21 protein-coding genes are annotated in these 18,633 nt (G+C 56.0%); 1 reads left to right on the forward strand and 20 read right to left on the reverse strand.

The genetic code is table 11. From position 1 onward, the window contains the following. Window positions 1-78: 78 nt before the first annotated feature. On the reverse strand, window positions 79-795 hold the full coding sequence (gene ctrA / locus AC2TCY_RS03665) for a response regulator transcription factor CtrA (RefSeq protein WP_480845573.1): 717 nt from the start codon (window positions 793-795) through the stop codon (window positions 79-81). An 84-nt stretch (window positions 796-879) separates the two neighbouring features. Beyond that, window positions 880-1,173 carry a CtrA inhibitor SciP gene (gene sciP, locus AC2TCY_RS03670; RefSeq protein ID WP_480846354.1) on the reverse strand — a complete coding sequence of 98 codons (294 nt, stop codon included), beginning with the start codon at window positions 1,171-1,173 and terminating at the stop codon, window positions 880-882. A 130-nt stretch (window positions 1,174-1,303) separates the two neighbouring features. Here sciP and mnmA point away from each other — a divergent pair, with 130 nt between their 5' ends. Continuing rightward, on the forward strand, window positions 1,304-2,449 hold the full coding sequence (gene mnmA / locus AC2TCY_RS03675) for a tRNA 2-thiouridine(34) synthase MnmA (RefSeq protein ID WP_480845575.1): 1,146 nt from the start codon (window positions 1,304-1,306) through the stop codon (window positions 2,447-2,449). Here the strand turns inward: mnmA and AC2TCY_RS03680 are convergent. From AC2TCY_RS03680 to AC2TCY_RS03765, 18 genes are all read right to left on the reverse strand, one after another. After that, a complete protein-coding gene (locus tag AC2TCY_RS03680; protein ID WP_480845576.1) occupies window positions 2,446-3,027 on the reverse strand; it encodes a hypothetical protein in 582 nt (193 codons plus the stop codon). The genes mnmA and AC2TCY_RS03680 overlap by 4 nt on opposite strands. Beyond that, a complete protein-coding gene (gene lpxB, locus AC2TCY_RS03685; protein ID WP_480845577.1) occupies window positions 3,027-4,184 on the reverse strand; it encodes a lipid-A-disaccharide synthase in 1,158 nt (385 codons plus the stop codon). Before lpxB ends, AC2TCY_RS03680 begins: the two co-directional genes overlap by 1 nt. Continuing rightward, complete coding sequence (locus tag AC2TCY_RS03690; RefSeq protein ID WP_480845579.1) at window positions 4,184-4,978, reverse strand: LpxI family protein; 795 nt, start codon at window positions 4,976-4,978, stop codon at window positions 4,184-4,186. Before AC2TCY_RS03690 ends, lpxB begins: the two co-directional genes overlap by 1 nt. Before the next feature lie 4 nt (window positions 4,979-4,982). Then, the gene (gene lpxA, locus AC2TCY_RS03695) at window positions 4,983-5,768 is read right to left on the reverse strand and encodes an acyl-ACP--UDP-N-acetylglucosamine O-acyltransferase (protein ID WP_480845580.1); all 786 of its coding nucleotides are present in this window, start codon (window positions 5,766-5,768) and stop codon (window positions 4,983-4,985) included. Next, entirely contained in the window at window positions 5,765-6,238 is a 474-nt protein-coding gene (gene fabZ / locus AC2TCY_RS03700) for a 3-hydroxyacyl-ACP dehydratase FabZ (RefSeq protein ID WP_480845582.1), read from the reverse strand. Before fabZ ends, lpxA begins: the two co-directional genes overlap by 4 nt. Before the next feature lie 72 nt (window positions 6,239-6,310). Continuing rightward, the gene (locus AC2TCY_RS03705) at window positions 6,311-6,844 is read right to left on the reverse strand and encodes an OmpH family outer membrane protein (protein ID WP_480845583.1); all 534 of its coding nucleotides are present in this window, start codon (window positions 6,842-6,844) and stop codon (window positions 6,311-6,313) included. A 57-nt stretch (window positions 6,845-6,901) separates the two neighbouring features. After that, entirely contained in the window at window positions 6,902-9,262 is a 2,361-nt protein-coding gene (gene bamA, locus AC2TCY_RS03710; RefSeq protein WP_480845585.1) for an outer membrane protein assembly factor BamA, read from the reverse strand. A gap of 129 nt (window positions 9,263-9,391) precedes the next feature. Next, the gene (locus AC2TCY_RS03715; RefSeq protein WP_480845586.1) at window positions 9,392-9,520 is read right to left on the reverse strand and encodes a hypothetical protein; all 129 of its coding nucleotides are present in this window, start codon (window positions 9,518-9,520) and stop codon (window positions 9,392-9,394) included. 92 nt (window positions 9,521-9,612) lie between these two features. After that, window positions 9,613-10,965, reverse strand: a complete 1,353-nt coding sequence (rseP, locus tag AC2TCY_RS03720) for an RIP metalloprotease RseP (RefSeq protein ID WP_480845587.1) — start codon at window positions 10,963-10,965, stop codon at window positions 9,613-9,615. 5 nt (window positions 10,966-10,970) lie between these two features. Beyond that, window positions 10,971-12,143 (reverse strand): 1-deoxy-D-xylulose-5-phosphate reductoisomerase, encoded by a 1,173-nt coding sequence (gene dxr / locus AC2TCY_RS03725; RefSeq protein WP_480845588.1) that lies wholly within the window; start codon window positions 12,141-12,143, stop codon window positions 10,971-10,973. Beyond that, on the reverse strand, window positions 12,143-12,925 hold the full coding sequence (locus tag AC2TCY_RS03730) for a phosphatidate cytidylyltransferase (protein WP_480845590.1): 783 nt from the start codon (window positions 12,923-12,925) through the stop codon (window positions 12,143-12,145). The genes dxr and AC2TCY_RS03730 overlap by 1 nt, the downstream gene beginning before the upstream one ends. After that, window positions 12,922-13,653: an undecaprenyl pyrophosphate synthase gene (uppS, locus tag AC2TCY_RS03735; protein ID WP_480845591.1), complete on the reverse strand. Its 732-nt coding sequence runs from the start codon at window positions 13,651-13,653 to the stop codon at window positions 12,922-12,924. Before uppS ends, AC2TCY_RS03730 begins: the two co-directional genes overlap by 4 nt. 9 nt (window positions 13,654-13,662) lie before the next feature. Beyond that, window positions 13,663-14,226, reverse strand: a complete 564-nt coding sequence (gene frr / locus AC2TCY_RS03740; RefSeq protein ID WP_480845592.1) for a ribosome recycling factor — start codon at window positions 14,224-14,226, stop codon at window positions 13,663-13,665. Window positions 14,227-14,410: 184 nt separating this feature from the next. Continuing rightward, entirely contained in the window at window positions 14,411-15,406 is a 996-nt protein-coding gene (gene acuI / locus AC2TCY_RS03745) for an acryloyl-CoA reductase (RefSeq protein ID WP_480845593.1), read from the reverse strand. A gap of 56 nt (window positions 15,407-15,462) precedes the next feature. Beyond that, entirely contained in the window at window positions 15,463-16,557 is a 1,095-nt protein-coding gene (locus AC2TCY_RS03750) for a dimethylsulfoniopropionate demethylase (RefSeq protein ID WP_480845594.1), read from the reverse strand. 1 nt (window position 16,558) lies between these two features. Further along, entirely contained in the window at window positions 16,559-17,065 is a 507-nt protein-coding gene (locus tag AC2TCY_RS03755) for a DinB family protein (RefSeq protein ID WP_480845595.1), read from the reverse strand. After that, complete coding sequence (locus tag AC2TCY_RS03760) at window positions 17,065-17,769, reverse strand: DUF1326 domain-containing protein (protein WP_480845596.1); 705 nt, start codon at window positions 17,767-17,769, stop codon at window positions 17,065-17,067. Before AC2TCY_RS03760 ends, AC2TCY_RS03755 begins: the two co-directional genes overlap by 1 nt. A 4-nt stretch (window positions 17,770-17,773) precedes the next feature. Next, a complete protein-coding gene (locus AC2TCY_RS03765) occupies window positions 17,774-18,565 on the reverse strand; it encodes a DUF2182 domain-containing protein (RefSeq protein WP_480845597.1) in 792 nt (263 codons plus the stop codon). Window positions 18,566-18,633: the final 68 nt, after the last annotated feature.

The following is an 18,633-nucleotide window of genomic DNA, read 5'->3' on the forward strand; positions in this document are numbered from 1 at the left end:
CATGGCTAGGTCCAGTACTGTGCTGAGCCGTGAGCGAGGTTGCCGCCCTGGACCAGCGACGGCAGTGATAGGATGAAATCAGGCGCCAACCGCCATGCGGGTTTCGTCAACACTATTCGCCTGCGGATCGCGCAGAACATATCCCCGGCCCCAGACCGTTTCGATATAGTTCTCGCCGCCCGTGGCATTGCTGAGCTTCTTGCGCAGCTTGCAAATAAACACGTCGATTATTTTCAGTTCGGGTTCGTCCATCCCGCCATAGAGATGGTTCAGGAACATTTCTTTGGTCAGGGTCGTTCCCTTACGCAGGCTCAGAAGCTCCAACATCTGGTATTCCTTGCCAGTCAGGTGCACCGTCTTGCCCGCCACCTCGACCGTCTTGGCATCCAGATTGACCGCCACGCGACCGGTGTGGATGATCGATTGCGAATGCCCTTTTGACCGCCGGATGATCGCATGAATTCGCGCCACCAGCTCTTCGCGGTGGAAAGGTTTGGTCAGGTAATCGTCCGCTCCAAAACCAAAGCCCTTTATCTTGCTTTCGGTGTCATCCGCGCCGGACAGAATCAGGATCGGTGTTTCAACGCGCGCAATCCGAAGCTGGCGTAAAACCTCATGCCCGTTCATATCCGGCAGGTTCAAGTCCAGCAGTATCAGGTCATAATCATAGAGTTTCGCCAGATCGATACCTTCTTCGCCCAGGTCCGTCGCATACACGTTCAGATTGGCATGTGTCAGCATCAACTCGATGCTTTTTGACGTTGTTGGATCATCCTCGACAAGAAGTATTCGCATTACACTGCTCCAATTCAGTTCAATCTTTCCAATTAAAATCGAGCCTGAACAAAAATGGTTAATCTGGCGTTACCGTTGAATCTTTTATTCACTTTCTCCCCTAGGTTGTCGATATTTTTTTAATGCCGTCACTTTCAACGCGTCCACACCGTGTTCGGCGACCATCGATACCCATGTGTTGAATTCTTCGTCGCAGATACCGTACTGCTTTTTCGCATCAGACAATGAAATCAGTCCGTAAAGCACGCCCCTCACCACCAGAATCTTGCGTGACGCGACCCATCTGCGTGTATCCGCCGGTGGCAAATCCGCCCGTGTCATAATGGATCCATCCGGCAACGTGATCGACCTTGGTCCTTCCACTTTGTGCAAATACATCTTTCTACCCTTTTCCTGCTGCATCAAAGCTGACTCCAGCCTACTTAAAGCCAAGTGAAACCGCCCCTTGAGAGTGTGTAGAATTTTCCTATATTCTGCCGGTCTTTCTTAACCCGAACTGGAACCGCCAATGGCCCTCGATACCGAGACCCCGCTGAACACGCTTGGCTTTGCCAAACCGCCCTCGGACACGCGGGTGGTTGTGGCTATGTCTGGTGGTGTAGACAGTTCTGTTGTGGCGGCCTATCTCGCGGACCAGGGATATGACGTGATCGGTGTGACGCTGCAGCTTTATGACCACGGGGCGGCATTGGCCAAGAAAGGTGCGTGCTGTGCGGGGATCGACATCCACGATGCGCGGCGCGTTGCGGAAGAGCGCGGCTTTCCGCATTACGTTCTGGATTATGAGAACATCTTCAAAGACGCGGTGATTGACGAATTCGCGGACAGTTATTTGGCCGGCGCAACACCGGTGCCCTGCATTCGCTGCAATGAACGTGTGAAGTTCAAGGACCTGCTGGAAACCGCCAAGGATCTTGAGGCTGACTGCATGGCCACGGGACATTACATCCAGCGCAAGATGGGCTCCAATGGTCCGGAACTGCACAGTGCCGAGGATGCGAACCGCGACCAATCCTATTTTCTGTTCTCGACCACGCCCGAGCAACTGGACTTCCTGCGCTTCCCGCTGGGTCATCTGCCTTCAAAAGACGCGACACGCGAGATGGCGGCGCAATACGGGTTGGCGGTGGCGGACAAACCCGACAGTCAGGACATCTGTTTTGTGCCCAACGGCAACTATGCCAGCGTGATCGAAAAGCTGCGCCCGGGTGCAGCTGAACCCGGCGAGATAGTCCATGCCGATGGCCGTGTGCTGGCCCAGCATGACGGCGTTATTCACTACACAATCGGGCAACGCCGCGGATTGGGCATCGGTGGTCTTAGCGAGCCGCTTTACGTGGTCAAGCTGGACGTGGACAAAAAACAGGTCGTGGTTGGGCCCAAAGAAATGCTGGCCACCCGTGTCATCCCTGTGCGCGAGATCAACTGGCTTGGGGATGAACCGTTCACCTCTCGGGATGAGTGGCACTTCTCGGTTAAAGTCCGCTCGACCCGTCCACCGCGTGAGGCGATCATCCGGCCGCTTTCGAACACCACAGCCGAGGTTGAGCTGCTGACGCCCGAGGAAGGCATATCGCCCGGGCAGGCCTGTGTGTTTTACGAAGGTGAAGGCAGCCGCATTTTTGGCGGCGGCTGGATTTGGCGCGGGTACTAAATCGCGTCAGTCCAGGAGTTGCTTAGGATATAAAGACCGGCACAGATCATCACATAGGGAACAAGGCGTTCCAGTCTTTGTGCCAGCCCGCCGGTCATGAAGCTTGCGCGCGCGCCCATCAAGCCCAACAGCGCCAACCCCAAGGCCGCCAGCGTCGCACCGATTACTCCTGCCGCCCGGAAACTGGGAATTGAATCCGCCAGCAGTGGCGCCAGAACGGCAAACGTGTCCATCGATAGGCTGATAAACAGCATCATGGTCACAAGCATAGAAGCGCCTGCAGAAACCCTCGGGGTTTCCTCGGACCGTTGCCCCCAAATCTGTCGAACCACGCCGATAACGCCAAGTGTCAGCGGGATCACCCCCAGATACCCGGCCCACTGCGGCACCACATCCTCGACCCCAAAAGCCAGCAGCAGAGCAGCGTAAATCACGATTATCTGCGCCAACAAGAAGCCAAGAACTGCGCGCCGCGGACCAGAAACCATCATCAGCGCCAGCAAAGCAGCCAGATTGTCAAGATTTGTCAGCACTTGTGCCATGAAAGCCGAAGCGGCAAAAACCACATGGTCCAGCATCACGCGCCCATCCGTTCCAGAACCGCTCGGGCAGCACGCAATCCGGGGGCCTCACCACCGCGCCCCAACCGTTCCATCGTCAGTTCCATGGCATCGCGCTGGTCATCGGGTGAATTCGAAACCTGCGTCAACGCAGCTGCAATCTTGCCCGGTTGACACTCGTCCAGAAGGCATTCGGGCACGGCACGTGTGTCGGACACAAGATTGACCAGCGTCACCGTAACCAAATTGACCATCCGTTCTGCCATCTTCTGCGTCAGCCAGCTGAGCCGATATGCAATAACCATCGGGGTCGACTGTGCTGCCAACTCAAGCGAAACGGTCCCGGACGCAGCCAGCGCCAGATCAGCCGCCGCGAAGGCCGCGCGTTTCTGCCCCTCGGCCTGATCCGATGGCAAGTTGCGCGGGTCCACGACCACGGGGCTGCCCGGCCAGTTGCGGACATGCTCGGACACTGCGTCGACCATATGCGCTACCGCTGGAACAACTACGCGTGCGGTCGGACGCTCATGCAGAAAGATCGACAGAGCTTCGCCAAAGACCGGGGCTAGCCGGTCGACCTCGCCTCGGCGTGATCCAGGCAAGGCCAATACCAGAGGTGCATCACCCAGATCATACGCCGTGCGGAAATCTGTGATGTCCTGTTCTGACGCGATGGGTTCATTCACAACCGGATGGCCGACAAAGTCACACTCCATTCCGGCACGTTCCATATAGGGCGGCTCAAACGGCAGCAGGGCAAGAACATGGTCGATGACCTTGGCCATCTTATCCGCCCTGCCCGGACGCCACGCCCAGACAGAAGGCGCCACATAGTGAACGGTGCGAATGTCACTGGCGGATTTGACCAGCTTGGCCACGCGCAGCGAGAAATCCGGGCTGTCGATGGTGATCAGAACATCGGGCTGCGTATCAAGTACGGCCTGCCCGGTTTCGGATATACGGCGTTTGAGGTGAAAGAATTTCGGAAGAACTTCAACCAATCCCATGACACTGAGCTCGGCCATGGGAAAACGGCTCTGCAATCCTTGCGCCTGCATCAGGGGACCGCCGACGCCGTCAAACTCAACATCCGGGACGAGCGTCTTCAGGCCCTCCATCAATGCCCCGCCCAGCCGGTCGCCCGAGGGTTCTCCGGCGACCAGAAAGACTCTCATCAGACCGTCCGCTCGCGCACGGTCAGGAACAGGCCCAGGCGGTTACATTCCTCGATAACGCGATCCCGTTGAAGTACAAGAACACCGCCCTTTTCGATGACAATCCCGGACAAGCCGGCAGCAACGGCGCCTGATACGGTATCGGGCCCAATCGCCGGCAAGTCTACTCGCCGATCCTGTTGAGGCTTGGGACCTTTGAATAATACGCCACCCCCAGCGTCCGGTCTCTGGGTCAGGGATTGCAGCATCCATGCGGTGCCAAAAATACTCTCGATAGCCAGCGCCTGCCCTTTCAGAACAATGCAAGCTTGCCCGATATCCGCAGGCCCCATGGCACGCAGAATTCCGGCCGCCCGGTCAGCGTCGGCCAGATCGTTTTCAGATGGCTGGGCCTCGGTCAAGCAACCCAACGGCGGCAGAAGCTCGGGCGCGATCTGATGGGCCGCGCGAACATTCATCCCGGCGTCCTCAAATATGCCAATCACAGCGCGCAGTGCACCATCGTCGCCTGACATGATCGCTTTTTGCAGGATCGGAACCAGAGGCATCGTCGCTGCGTCAATGCGAGTGGGATCGACGACCGGACGTCGCACTGCCCCGGCCATGCATATCTGGGTTACACCACGCGACTTGAGCTCGGCAATGAAGCTCCCGAGTTGCTCAAGTGGGAAGACAAGCTCTGCCGACAAGCTATCCGGCTCAAACCCTTCCAACGCGCAGATCAGAGGGCGTTCGGACAACGCAGGTACAAGTTCACCAGGCAACGCGCCCGTTCCTGCGATCAACGCCAGCATAGTATTATTTCCCCGGTGTCAGGAAAGAGCGGTCCGTGTCACCGGTCACAAAATCGACAATCTGACGGACATACTCGCTTTCGACGTCTTGACCCAAACGCTTGGCGCGATCCATGAACGTGCCCTCACCTTCAGACAACTCTCGGAACGCTGCGCGCAGGGCCGAGATGTCAGCCCTTGTAACGCCGCGACGTTTGAGACCGACGAGGTTCAGACCGTCCAACTCGCCGCGAGGCGCCTGAACGAGGCCATATGGGATCACATCCTTGGCCACCATAGTCAGCGCCCCGATAATGGCGCCCTGCCCGACACGCACCCATTGGTGCAGACCTGAGATGCCACCGACGATCACGTCATCCTCGATGACGCAATGACCCGCCGCGCCGGCGTGGTTGACCATGATGACACGGTCGCCAATCTGAACATCGTGGGCAACGTGCACACCTGCCATCAACAGACAGTCATCCCCGATCCGAGTTACGCCGCCACCACCTTCGGTGCCGGTATTCACAGTCACATGCTCGCGGATACGGTTGCGTTTGCCGATCTCCAGTCGCGTATTCTCGCCGCCGAACTTCAGATCCTGCGGAATCTCACCGATGACTGAAAAATTGAAGATCACGCTATCTTCGTCAATCGACGTATCGCCAGTCACCACGACATGCGATTTCAATTCGACCCGATCCCCAAGACGGACCTGTGCACCAACGTAACAGAACGGACCGATTTTACAGTCCTGACCTATTTGTGCACCGTCTTCGATAATTGCGCTGGGATGGATTCCGCTCATGCCGTTTTTTCCATGTCCCAGTCGACATAGGCCGAGAATTCAGCCTCGGCAGCAACTTCGCCCTCAACCGTCGCACGACCGCTGAACTTGAAAATCTTACCACCCTTTTTGCCGCGAACCGTTTCGACATGCATCTCAAGGACATCGCCCGGAACAACCTTGCGTCGGAATTTGCACTTGTCGATGTTCATGAAGTAGATCAGCAACTCGCTGTCGATGACATCCATGCCAACGCCCAGCATGACGCCCGCTGTTTGCGCCATGGCCTCCACTATGGTCACACCAGGCATAATCGGAGTACCCGGGAAATGCCCCTGAAAGTGCGGCTCGTTCATGGTAACGTTCTTGATGCCCACTGCGGATTGATATCCTGAAATATCCACGACCTTGTCGACCAGAAGAAACGGATAACGATGCGGTAGAATGCGCTGAATCAACTGAATGTCGGCACTCTTGGTTTCCGTGGTCATTGTGCAGATGTCCCGTTCTGAATTTCTCTGTTCCGCGTGGTTAGCAATACCAGTCCCTAAGGGCAAGCCAACCTATTCGCCGCGCCCATCCTCAAGCGCCTGCCCATCACCGATGGCCGCATTGATCCGCGCGATAGCTGCGTCAGTGATATCAGACGCGTCCGAACTCAGGAAAACGCTGGACCGTTCGATAATGATCGAAGCGCCCGTTTCGCGCATCAGCTCAATCAATACGGGCTGCGCCATCTCGACAAAGGTATTGCGCGCTTCCTCGCTGCGCTGTGCCAATGCATCCAATTTGGCCCGTTGGCTCTCGCGATGCTTTTGAACCTTGTCGTCAAATGCCTCGGCCAGAGGACGAAACTGTTCGGCCGTCAGCTCAGCCCTTTGTTCCGTTAAATCTCTTTCCTCTTTGCTGAGCGCAGCAACAATGCGTTCGTTCTCCTCGGCCAAAACTTCGCTTTCCGCTTCTATTTCGCGAAACACGCGCTGACCGAATGCCGACCCGGAAAACAATTTCTCGCCCGAAATCGTCAACACACCTAATTGCGGCACACCTAGTTGTTGCGCTTCAACGGCACCAGCCGTTCCCAACGCCAGAAACACACACAGGGCCCGGATCGGGCCCTGTAATCTGTTTGTTAATCCCACGAACATCAGATTTTAGAACTGAGCCTGAATGGTCAGGTCAAAGTTCCGTTCCTTGTCAAAGGCTTCCTTTTTCAACGCGTGGGAGAAGTTGAAACGCAACGGTCCAAACGGAGTAGTCCAGAGCACTGAAAGCCCGACCACATGACGGATGGAACCATCTGCCCCAACGATATTGCCACCCGCAGTATTAACGTTGTTGAGATTGTAAAGGTTTCCAACGTCGTAGAACACACCACCACGCAGACCAAGCTCTTCAGGTAGTCCCAGCGGAAAGTCCGACTCGAACCGGGCAACCCAATAGTAGTTACCGCCAATCGCGTCATCCTGACCGTTAGACAAATCGCGCGGGCCAATGCCGGCAGGTTCAAAGCCTCGGAAAACACTCGGCCCCAAAACAAAGCGATCAAGGGTTCGGCTAAAGTCGTTGCCGGTCCAATTCAGGGCGCCAAGTTCCAGTGTGGCGCGCAAAACAACTTCTTCATTCAGCACTCTTTGCTGCGCAATCGCGCGAGCTGTCGTCCTTATAAACTCACTGTCTCCACCCAAACCGGCGGCATCAACATTCGCTTCAAGAAGCACGCCGGCATTGGGGTTCAGACCACCCAAGCGACTGTCGTAGACATAAGAGAGACCAATCGAACTGGCGGTCCGCTTACCCTGTGCAATTTCCGAAGAAATCACGGCGCCGCTGGTTTGCCCGCTTTGCTCAGTCATTTCGCTGCGATTCCAGCCGTAGCGCAACCGCAGCGAGGATAGCTCGCCGATGGCATAGCTCAGCTGAGGATTGAAGAACACGCTTTTGGTGTCAAAGGTCGCAAAACTTGAATTGGTGGTGGCCAGACCAGTTCCGAGATCAAACCGCAGTTTCCGACCTAGCAAATAGGGCTCGCTAAAGTTTATTACGTATTGTTCCGAGTCCTGTGCAGTTGACAGTGTAATCCCAAGGTTTTGACCACGCCCCAGGAAGTTGGACTCGTTCAAGCCGATTGCGATCCCGATACCATCTGAAACCGAGTAACTGCCACCCAGGCTAAGCGAGCCTGTCGGCTGTTCTTCGACATCTACGTCCACGATCACTTGACTGGGGGTAGAGCCCTCGCGGGTTTCAACGTCTGCCACAGCAAAGAACCCAAGCGCACGGATGCGCTCTGCGCTTTGGCGGATTTCGCGCGGGTTGAACGGATCGCCTTCAACCGTGTCGAACTGACGGCGGATCACCTGATCTAGTGTGGTGGTATTACCCTCGATATCGATACGCTCGACAAAGATCCGAGGACCCTTGGTTAGAACAAACTGAACATCCAGGGTCAGATCCCGTTCATTACGGGTCACACGGGGTTCAACCCGCAGGAAGTCGACACCCTGCTTGATGCCCAGCCGCTCCTGACGCGCGATCGAGTTTTCGATCAACGTAGGTGAATAAACAACGCCCGGTTTGATCTTGAGTGCGTCCTGATAAGCGGCCGCATCTACGCCCGGAATTTCGCTTACGGTCGAAATATTACCGAATTTGAACTGCTGCCCCTCGGTAACATTGATGACCAGGAAGAATGCATCGCGCTCGCGGGTCAGTTCCACATTCGCACTGTTGACGCGGAAGTCTGCATAACCTCGAGATAGGTAGAAATCTCGCAGCACCTGTTTGTCGAATTCGATCCGATCCGCAATAAAGGTATCCCCACGCAGGAAGGTCCGCAGGAAATTGGCCTGTTTGGTCTCCAGAACGCGGCGTAAACGCCGGTCGGAATAAGCCCGGTTGCCCACAAAACTCACGCGTTCGATTTCGATGGTGGTGCCTTCGGCAACCTCAAAAACAAGATCAACACGATTGTCGCTACGACGAATGATGCGCGGAATGACGGTGGCCGCAATCCGACCCTGTGCGGAATACACTTCAGCGATCAGATCCGCGTCCGCTTCCGCCACCTGCGGAGTAAATACGCGTCTCGGCTGAGACGCGATCGCATCCAGCAAAATATCGTCTTTGACGCGGCGGTTCCCCTCAATGCTGATCTGGTTGATCGTGGGATATTCCTCGACTTCGATGACCAGAGTGCTGCCTCGAGGCGTCAGTTCAACTGTCTCAAAAACGCCACTGTCAAGCAAACGCTGAAAGGCATCATTTAGCTGCCCAGCTGTCACGGTTTGACCAGCTTCGATTCCCGTTCGCGTGATAATCGTCGAGGTTTCGATCCGCCGATTTCCTTCAACCTGGAAGTTGGTGATCGTGTAAGTCTGCGCCTGAACCGCCTGCGGCAAAGCCAGTAAACTCAGCCCCGTAAAGAGAAAAAGAAACGCTAGTGCTCGCCACAAAATCTTGCCTTGCGACATGTTCAAGCCGCAGGATGTGCCCGTACCTCTGCTGTCCGCCATGTTTTTTTTCTACCCAGAATTTTCAGACTTTAGCAGTTGAGTAGCGGGTATGCCCCGTCTTGTCAAAAGACCAAACGGCAAAGGCGCACATTGTTTTGCGCACTTAACAAGTCGACAATTTCAGAAGAATCACAGACCTAGGATATACGCACCAGCGGCCAGAGCTAACGCGGTCACACCAAAGCTGAGCAGCATGTCCCAGTTCAACAGGAACAGGAAACTGAAACTCCTATAAGATTTTTGCAGCGCCTTGGTCATAGCGACAGGGTCCGTTAGTCAGATTTTGCACAAAAGAACTTACCCTCGAAATAAGGCATTTTTGCGTCCCGACCGTGCCGACCCTGCCTTATTTAGCAGAACAGGTCATTGCTGACTGAAAAAAGCATCAAGGACAGGATCAGCGTTATACCGATTCCCATCAGCACACGCAGCGCCTTGTCGCTGGGAGGTTTCCCCGCAACGGCCTCATAGGCGTAAAACACCAGATGCCCGCCGTCCAACGCGGGAATCGGGAACAGGTTCAGCAAACCTACAGCTGTCGACAGAACCGCGATGAAAAAGACAAAGTTCTGCGCTCCCTGGCTGGCCATCGCACCCGAGGTTTCGGCGATGCCAATTGGGCCGGATATGTTGCACGTGCTGATAGCCCCGGTAATCATGTGCCACATGCCGGACAACGATCCCTCAATGATACGGACTGTCTGGCGCACACCGCCCGTTAGCGAATCCCACACTCCAGCCGGAACTGTTGCCGGTTCAAGCATCATCCCACCAACAATGCCAATGCGCCAATGCGTTACAAATCCGCCTTCAGGCCGAGGTTCATCTGTCCGGCGCGGGGCCAACGCAAACTCAAGATCGGCTCCGTCCCGCCAAACGTCCAACAACAGAGCCCGCCCATCCGAACTTTCAACGTGTTCCTTGAGTTGTTCGAAAGCAAAGATCGGGTCGCCGTCCACGGCCGTGATGACGTCACCGGCCTGCAGTTGAATGTCCATCGCCGCGCTTCGTGGCGCAACTTGCTGAATCAATGGGGGAAACAGCCAAGGCGCCGATACGTCGATAGTCAGTCCGTCTCGGATGACCCTATAATCCAGAACCGGCTCAACTGGCAGCGCATCGGTGAATTCGGACCAGGTGCTCTGGTCATCGAAATCCGGTGTCGTGATACCAGCGATGGCAACAATCTCGTCACCATCCTGAAGACCCTGAACTGTGCCGGGCAATGGGTGCAGCGCGCCAACGGTCAAAGGTTCGCGTGATACGCCCTGTGACCAGAAAATCAGACCAAAGACCAGTATGGACATCGCGAAATTGAACACCGGTCCAGCCGCCACGGTCGCGGTTCGGGCCCACAAGGGCGCTCCATGCATGGTACGGCGCAGTTCTTCAGGGGTCTGCTCCGAGATTTGGCCCATCGCCTCTTCGTCTTTTCCCGAAGCTGCGTTGGAATCGCCCAGGAATTTCACATAGCCACCAAGGGGCAACAAAGCGATCTGCCACCGTGTTCCGCGCTTGTCGACGCGGCTCCATAGGACAGGACCAAAGCCGATCGAGAACACCTCGGCATGAATGCCGGACCAGCGACCCACGATGTAGTGGCCGTACTCATGAACGGCTACGATGACGGATAGCGCCACTACAAATGCCAGCACAGTGTACAGCAAACCGCCAAATTGTGGGATCAAAGAGAATATGTCCAAAAGTTTTATCCTGCTCGTTCAAGTACGGCTTCATCGATCCACTTACGTGCCAGATGGTCCGTTTGCTGCACGTTATCAAGGGTCAAAGCGGCATCAATAAGGCTGTCTGCAGTGTCGAAACGGTCGAGAACCGACGACACCATGTCAGCCATGTCCAAAAAGCCCGTGCGGCGGGCAATGAAATGATCAAGCGCCCTTTCCTTCGCTGCATTGAACACAGCTCCGGACAACCCGCCACGGTCCATTACTTCACGCGCAAGACGCAATGCGGGATAGCGGGCTTCATCGGGGGCCACAAAACGCAATTGCCCCAGCGCCGCAAGATCCAGTCGCGGCACCGGCAATGCCTTCCGTTCGGGCCAGTGCAGCGCGTAACCGATAGCATGACGCATGTCTGGGGCGCCGAGGTGGCTCATGATCGCGCCGTCACGGAAACCGACAAGAGCATGTACGATAGACTCGGGGTGCACGAGCACTTCGATATTTTCAGGATGAATGCCAAAAAATTCTTTTGTTTCTATGACTTCCAGCGCTTTGTTGAACATCGAAGCGCTATCGATAGTGATGCGCTGCCCCATGTTCCAATTAGGATGGCTTGAGGCTTGCTCAACCGTCGCATTAGCCAGATCACTCAGTGGCCAATCTCGAAACGCTCCACCGCTGGCAGTGATGATAATGCGCTCGACCGAGGCCATATCCTCACCCACAAGAGCCTGAAAGACAGCGGAATGCTCGCTGTCCACCGGTAACAGGCGCGCGCCGTGTCTGCGCGCGGTTTCCAGTACCAGCGGACCGGCGCAAACCAGCGTTTCTTTATTTGCCAGGGCCAATGTTGCGCCTTGTTCAAGCGCTGCTATGCCCGGCGCCAGCCCTGCGGCGCCAACAATGGCCGACATCACCCAATCCGCCGGACGCGATGCGGCCTCGGTCAAAGCCGCCTGCCCCGCTGCCGCTTGGATTCCAGTTCCCGACAACGCACTGCGCAAGTCATCCAGCCGATCCTCGAAAGCCGTGACCGCCAAGTCCGCCCCTAAACGCTGCGCGTCCCGGGAAAGTTGCGCAATATTTGCGCCGCCGGTCAAAGCTACGACATCATAGGATGCAGGATCGCGGGAAATCAGATCAATTGTGTTTTGCCCAACCGAACCGGTTGCACCGAATATCGACACTTTACGCATCACATTCCTCCGGGTGCATAAAACAACCCTGCGAGAAGTATGAACAGCGATGCCCCCATCATACCATCAAAACGATCCAGGAATCCGCCGTGACCGGGGATAAGATTTGAACTGTCTTTCACACCGAACTTCCGTTTGGTTGCGCTTTCGACGATGTCACCCGCCTGACTTGCCATCGACGCCAGTACCGAGATGGCGACAAATGCAACGCCAAACCCCGCGTGAGCTGCAAAAAATGTGCCCACCAGCGCCGCTGCCGCCCAGCCACCAGCCGTTCCGGACCAGGTTTTCTTTGGGCTGACCCGCGGCCAGAATTTGGGCCCGCCGATCGCCTTGCCGACAAAGTACCCCGCCACATCCGTAGCCACCACGATCGAGATCAGCCAGACCATCCAGCCGAAGCCCATATTCTCGCGGATCGAGATAAAGCCCAGCCCTGATGCGGCAATCCAGACCGCGAACAGCACGTAAATTCCCTTTGCACGTTTGATCTGCCCGGCGCCGACGAGCGCAGGTGCCAAAAGGAACGGTAGTTTATAGAGCGGTGGTAGATGGTAACTGAGAACCACGGCGACACCGGTTAAAATCCCCAATTGAAGCGCAACACCGAACCGCTCCGGATCAATCATCCGTACCAGTTCCCATGTCATCAGGCCGCAGGCGGCAGCGATAAAGATCTCGAACCACAGCCCGCCCAACCAGACTTCGACTGCGCCGATAGCCACCAGCACCGCCGCAGACAAAACCCTGGCCGTCAGATCAGACCATCGGCCGTCGCTCATACCGAAACCGCCCCGAACCGTCGTTCGCGGGCCCCGAAACTGCGGCATAGACGTTCCAACTCGGCTGCCGTGAAATCGGGCCATAAAGTATCGATGAATTCGTATTCCGAATACGCCGATTGCCAGAGCAGAAAGTTCGAAATGCGCGCTTCGCCGCTGGTACGGATCACCAGATCCGGATCCGGCAATACCCTTGTATCCAGGTATTTTGGCAAGGTCTCTTCGTCGACGTCTTCAGGGCGCAAACGGCCTTCAGCGACATCGCGAGCGAGACGTTTGGTAGCCCGCGCCACCTCGTCTCGTCCGCCGTAATTCAGAGCTACCGTCAAGTGAACAAGATCATTGTCCTGCGTTTCCCGCTCAAGCGTGTCCATCAGCTCAGTCAACTTGGAATCAAGGCGAACGCGGTCTCCGATGAAACGAACACGAATACCGTTTTCCTTGAGGGTCCTTGCCTCTTTGACGATATACCGGCGAAACAGACTCATCAGCCCTGCCACTTCAGCCTGAGTCCGTTTCCAGTTCTCGGTCGAAAAGGCAAAAACGGTCAGATACTTGATCCCCAACCCCGGGCAGGCTTCAACCACCTCACGCACACGTCGAGCACCCGCGTGGTGGCCGAATAACCGGGGTCGTCCCCGCGCCTGTGCCCAACGACCGTTGCCGTCCATGATGATCGCCACATGCGTGGGGCCTACGGCAGGCGTATTATGAGGATCCTTGGGCATATCAGCGGGTCAGACCTGCATGATCTCTGCTTGTTTGGTCTCAAGTGCTTCGTCGACGGTTTTGATCATCGCGTCCGTCAGATCCTGCACCTCCGACTCCCAGAATTTCTGGTCATCTTCGGACATGCCGTCGGACTTGGCTTTTTTGATCTGGTCCATGCCATCGCGGCGAACATTGCGAATGGAAACGCGGGCGCTTTCGGCGTACTGACCGGCAACTTTGCCCAGCTCACGTCGGCGCTCCTCGTTCAACTCGGGGATCGGCAACATGATAATCGTCCCGTTCAGCTGGGGATTGATGCCAAGACCACTTTCGCGGATCGCCTTTTCCACCTTACCGACCAAGGACTTATCCCAAACGTTCACGGTGACCATGCGGGATTCGGGAACGTTTACAGTCCCAACCTGGTTGATCGGGGTCATCGTGCCATACGCATCAACCATAACCGGTTCCAGCATCGAGGCCGACGCACGACCGGTTCGAAGAGATGCAAATTCAGTCCTGAGATTGGCCATTGCGCCATCCATGCGGCGCTTCAGATCATCGGTGTCCAGTTCGAAATCGTCAGACATTCTGCTCACTCCCCGTCTTCAGGTGCTATTGGGATGCGTCTTAAGCCATCGCAAATGGGATGTATAGCAATCATGAGCAGGAATTGTGTCAATGACCAGAGTTGTTTCCACTCGGGACGTAAAAACCGGATTACGGGAAAACCGGCCGTTTTGATGAACAGCCGGTTCTGGAAATGTTCGGGAATCAACTGTTAACGTCGACGACAACGCGACCTTTCACCTGCCCATTCAGAATGTCAGCGCCCAATTTCGGCAAGTCAGACAAAGTCGCCGGGTGCACCATCGCATCAAGCTTGTCCATCGGCAGATCCGTCGCAATCCGCTGCCATGCGCGCACACGGTTGTCATAGGGCTGCATCACACTGTCGATGCCCAGTAAATTGACACCGCGCAGCAGAAACGGGATCACCGTCGCCGGCAAGGCGGCGCCCCCCGCCAACCCTACCGCGGCGACCGAGCAGCCATACTTCATCTGCCCAAGAACACGGGCCAGCATGGCTCCTCCGACAGCGTCCACGCAACCTGCCCAGGTTTCGCTCTCAAGCGGTCGTTTAGTGGTTTCGTTCAACTCATCCCTCGCCACGATGGTCGTTGCACCCAGGGACTTCAGGTAATCCGCAGTCTCGGGTCGCCCTGTCACCGCAGCCACTTCATAGCCGAGATTGGCCAAAATGGCCGTCGCGACCGAGCCAACGCCTCCGGCTGCGCCAGTGACCAGAACCGGTCCATGACCCGGCTCCATTCCATGATCCTCCAGCGCCATGACCGCGAGCATTGCCGTAAACCCTGCGGTGCCCACAGCCATTGCCTGCCGGGTATCCAGCCCATCCGGCAGAGGAACCAGCCAATCCGCCCGCGCATTTGCTTTTTGCGAATACCCGCCCCAATGGGCTTCACCCACGCGCCATCCGGTCAATACAACCTTTTCGCCCGCCTTGTAACGGTCGTCAGTTGAGGTTTCGACAGTACCTGCGTAGTCGACACCCGGGATATGAGGGTAGCTCCGCACCAGCCCGCCGCCTTTGGGCGACATGCACAGACCGTCCTTGTAGTTTACGGTCGAGAATTCGACAGCAACCGTCACTTCGCCGACGGGCAAATCGTCCAGAGACATCTGCTTTACGGCCGCACTTGCAAGACCACTTTCTTCATCTTTTTCAACAACTAGTGCATTGAACATCATGTCTTCTCCTTTGGTCGGCCTGTCCATAGGCCATCTTCCAAAACCTGTTTTACTCAGCGCCAGAAATTCTCTTGCACCTCAGCCCATCTCATACCGTGTTCAGTCATGACCTCGACTCGTGTTCCGGCGGACCAATGCGCACGGTCGACCATGCCAATGGCAACGTTCACCTCAAACTCGGGCGAATAGACCGCCGACGCGATTTGGCCAACTGGCTGTCCCGCTGCCAATAGCGGCCAGGATTGAGTGCACGGTCCAATATTGCCTTCGATCACCATAGGCCGAATAATCCGCGGCGGCCCGTTCTTTGCCTGATCCGCCAACGCCGCCTTGCCGATGAAATCCAGAGGCGAGTTACAAAACCGGGCCAATCCACATTCATACGGTGTGTTTTCACGCCGCATATCCGAACCAAAGCTAAGCAAACCGCTTTCGACCCGCTCAATATTGTTCGGGCAGCCCGCCCGAACTTTCAGGTCCTGCCCATTGGCAAACAGACAGTCCCATAGTGGCATACCGTAGTCCGCGCCTTCGACATAAATCTCGAACCCACCTTGCTTGGACCAGCCGGAACGAGCAACGACAAACGCTTTATCTTCGAACATCAAGCGCTTGTAACGGAAGAACTTAATGTCTCTGATCTCATCACCGAATACGCGGGCCATAAGCTCATCTGCCTTGGGTCCCTGAACAGCCAAAGGTGAAACATCGGGTTCCGTGATCTCAACATCAAGGTTCAGCGCGATGGCAATTCCCAACGCAAATTGCCACAAATCGCCATCCGCTACGGACAGCCAATAGTGGTCGTTTGCCAGTTTGATCGCGACCGGGTCATTCAGCATGCCGCCGTTCTGATCGACTATCGGAACGTAGTAGCACTGATCATCCCGCATCAGGTCCATGTCACGCGGGCTTAGCATACGCATCAGGCGCAAAGCATCCGGACCTTTGATCTGCACTTGCCGCTCACAGGAGACGTCCCAGACTTGTACGTGCTTTTTCAAATGCGCGGCATCCGCCTCTACGCTTTCAAAGAAAGTTGCCAGCAATGTGTGGTTGTAGACCGTGTAACCGCCCACTCCGGCAGCTTCGACGCCACGGGTGAACGGAGTTTTGCGAACCCGGCGGTTGGGGGTGATGACTGCCATTTCAATATCCTTCGGGCAGAAAGACCAGGTCACTGATCGGCGCCTTGGAGCCCGCCTCGGTCAACATCTGATGCAACTGGCCCCGATGGTGCGTCTGATGATTGAACATATGAATGATGCATTGCGCATAAGGCTTTGTCACATCATCTTCTTTTGCCGCAGAATACCAAGTGAAATCACCCGTCAGAGGTGCGTCGCCCAGCGATTCCGCCCACGCGGCGATGCGTGTATCGATCTCCGCTCGTAGCGGTAGCCAGGCCGCAAGATCAGAGCAGAGCGTGACACTGTCGGGAATGCCACCGCCGGGACCCTCACCCTTATCGAAACGGGAGATCCAAATCCAATCCCCCCAAAGCAAGTGATTGGCCGTCGCCATGATCGAGCCGAAGAACGCCCCGCGATCTCTGATTAATTCCGATGCTGGAAGCGCTTTGAGATAACCAGACAACTGATTGTTCTGCCAGCGATTATAGCGGGCCATCTCACGCGTATAGGCACCTGTGATCATCACTTTGGCCCGTGCCAGTCAATCGGACAAATTTCAGCGGATTTTCCGCCGAAATCCCATACGCGGCCATAGTCACGGACTTTGGACTTGATGCCGCGTGCGACGATGATGTCTGGTCCCATCCAGTATTTCGAGTTTGATACCATCACCGGATGCTCGGGGTCCTTGCCGGCGAGCATTTCGATTTCGCCCTGAATCTTACGACCGATTACGATCCGCCGTTTGTTGCCATCCCGCTCAATCTGAACCGGGGCACGCTCGGCACCGATGATCTCGCTGACCAGCATGGTGAACAGACCAGTGGTGCCACCGGCCTGGCCGCTGAAAATCTGCAATATCCCGTTATAGGCTTTACCGCTGGCGCGTTCGTCTACATAGGCAGCAACCTTCCACTGTCCTTCTCCCATGCGGCCCGGAATATCGACCAGCAGACCAACATTTAGCCCGGACAGGTCTTCGCCTTCATAATTGCCTTCATCAATGATGATTCCCATCCATGCGTGACAATGGCCCTCGGTCGGGGGGTGCGCACCCAGAGATACGACGCAGGGGCAAAACACATCGCAAGAGCAATTGAGGATCAACTCGCCCTTGATCGCCCAGTCCGTCGGACTCATCTCGCGCCGTTTGGGATTGGGCATCCGGCTGTCAATTCGTTGACTGATTGGCAATCTGTCCGCTTCAGGTTTCTTGTTTTTTGCCATCAGGTTATCCTCCGTAAATAATTCGGTAAACGAGCAGGCCAACGCCGCCCGCGATCAATGCAAACCCCAGCGGTTTTGTTACGATATGACCGATCTGAGGGAGTTTCTCTAAAACCATGAACAAGGTCGCCAAGCCCATCCACAACAGGCTCATGACCCCACCGACAAAGCCAAGCGCCATAAAGCCCCAACAGCAGCCAACGCAGAATGCACCAAGCCCAAACCCCATACGCAGACCGCCCGAAAACCCGGTTTTCCAGTGGCCCAGAAAATAGGTCATCGGGGTATGGCAGACGCCGTGACAGACCTCTTTGGTGCGGCTGAACTGAAAGGCGCCGACCGCGATCATCAACCCGCCGGCAAGAAATGGAGATTTTGCGATACCGAGCATATCAACAGCGCCGCCAAACAATAGCGCAAGCTGCATCGCAGTAATCAGTGCCGCAAATCCGACCCAAACGACAAAATATCCGAACAGAACGCCCAACCACCCTGCTCGCGTCCCGTTGGCGCTGTGGATCAGATCGTCATAGCTGCGCAAGGTTGGAACCAGCGTTGGCAGCATCATGGCGGCCATCATGATCGCCCACATCCAGAACAGAGGACCGAACTCCGCCATGGGCATGTACATGTCCATCCGCGGGTCCATGGCCTGCATTGCCGCGCCCATGGGTCCAGGTCGGCCGATCCAGTCCAGATCCATGTTGCGGCTCATCAAGACTATCATCCACCACGACCACAGGATCGCGACGTAGAAGCCCAGCCAAAGCCCGTTTCGGAAAATTGCGCGACTCACCTGTCCCTCCCGACTCATCGCCCTTGCTTTTCAAATGTCAGACTTTTAAATGTCAGACAAATAAAAAT

It is taken from the genome of Ruegeria sp. HKCCD7181, from assembly GCF_057221055.1.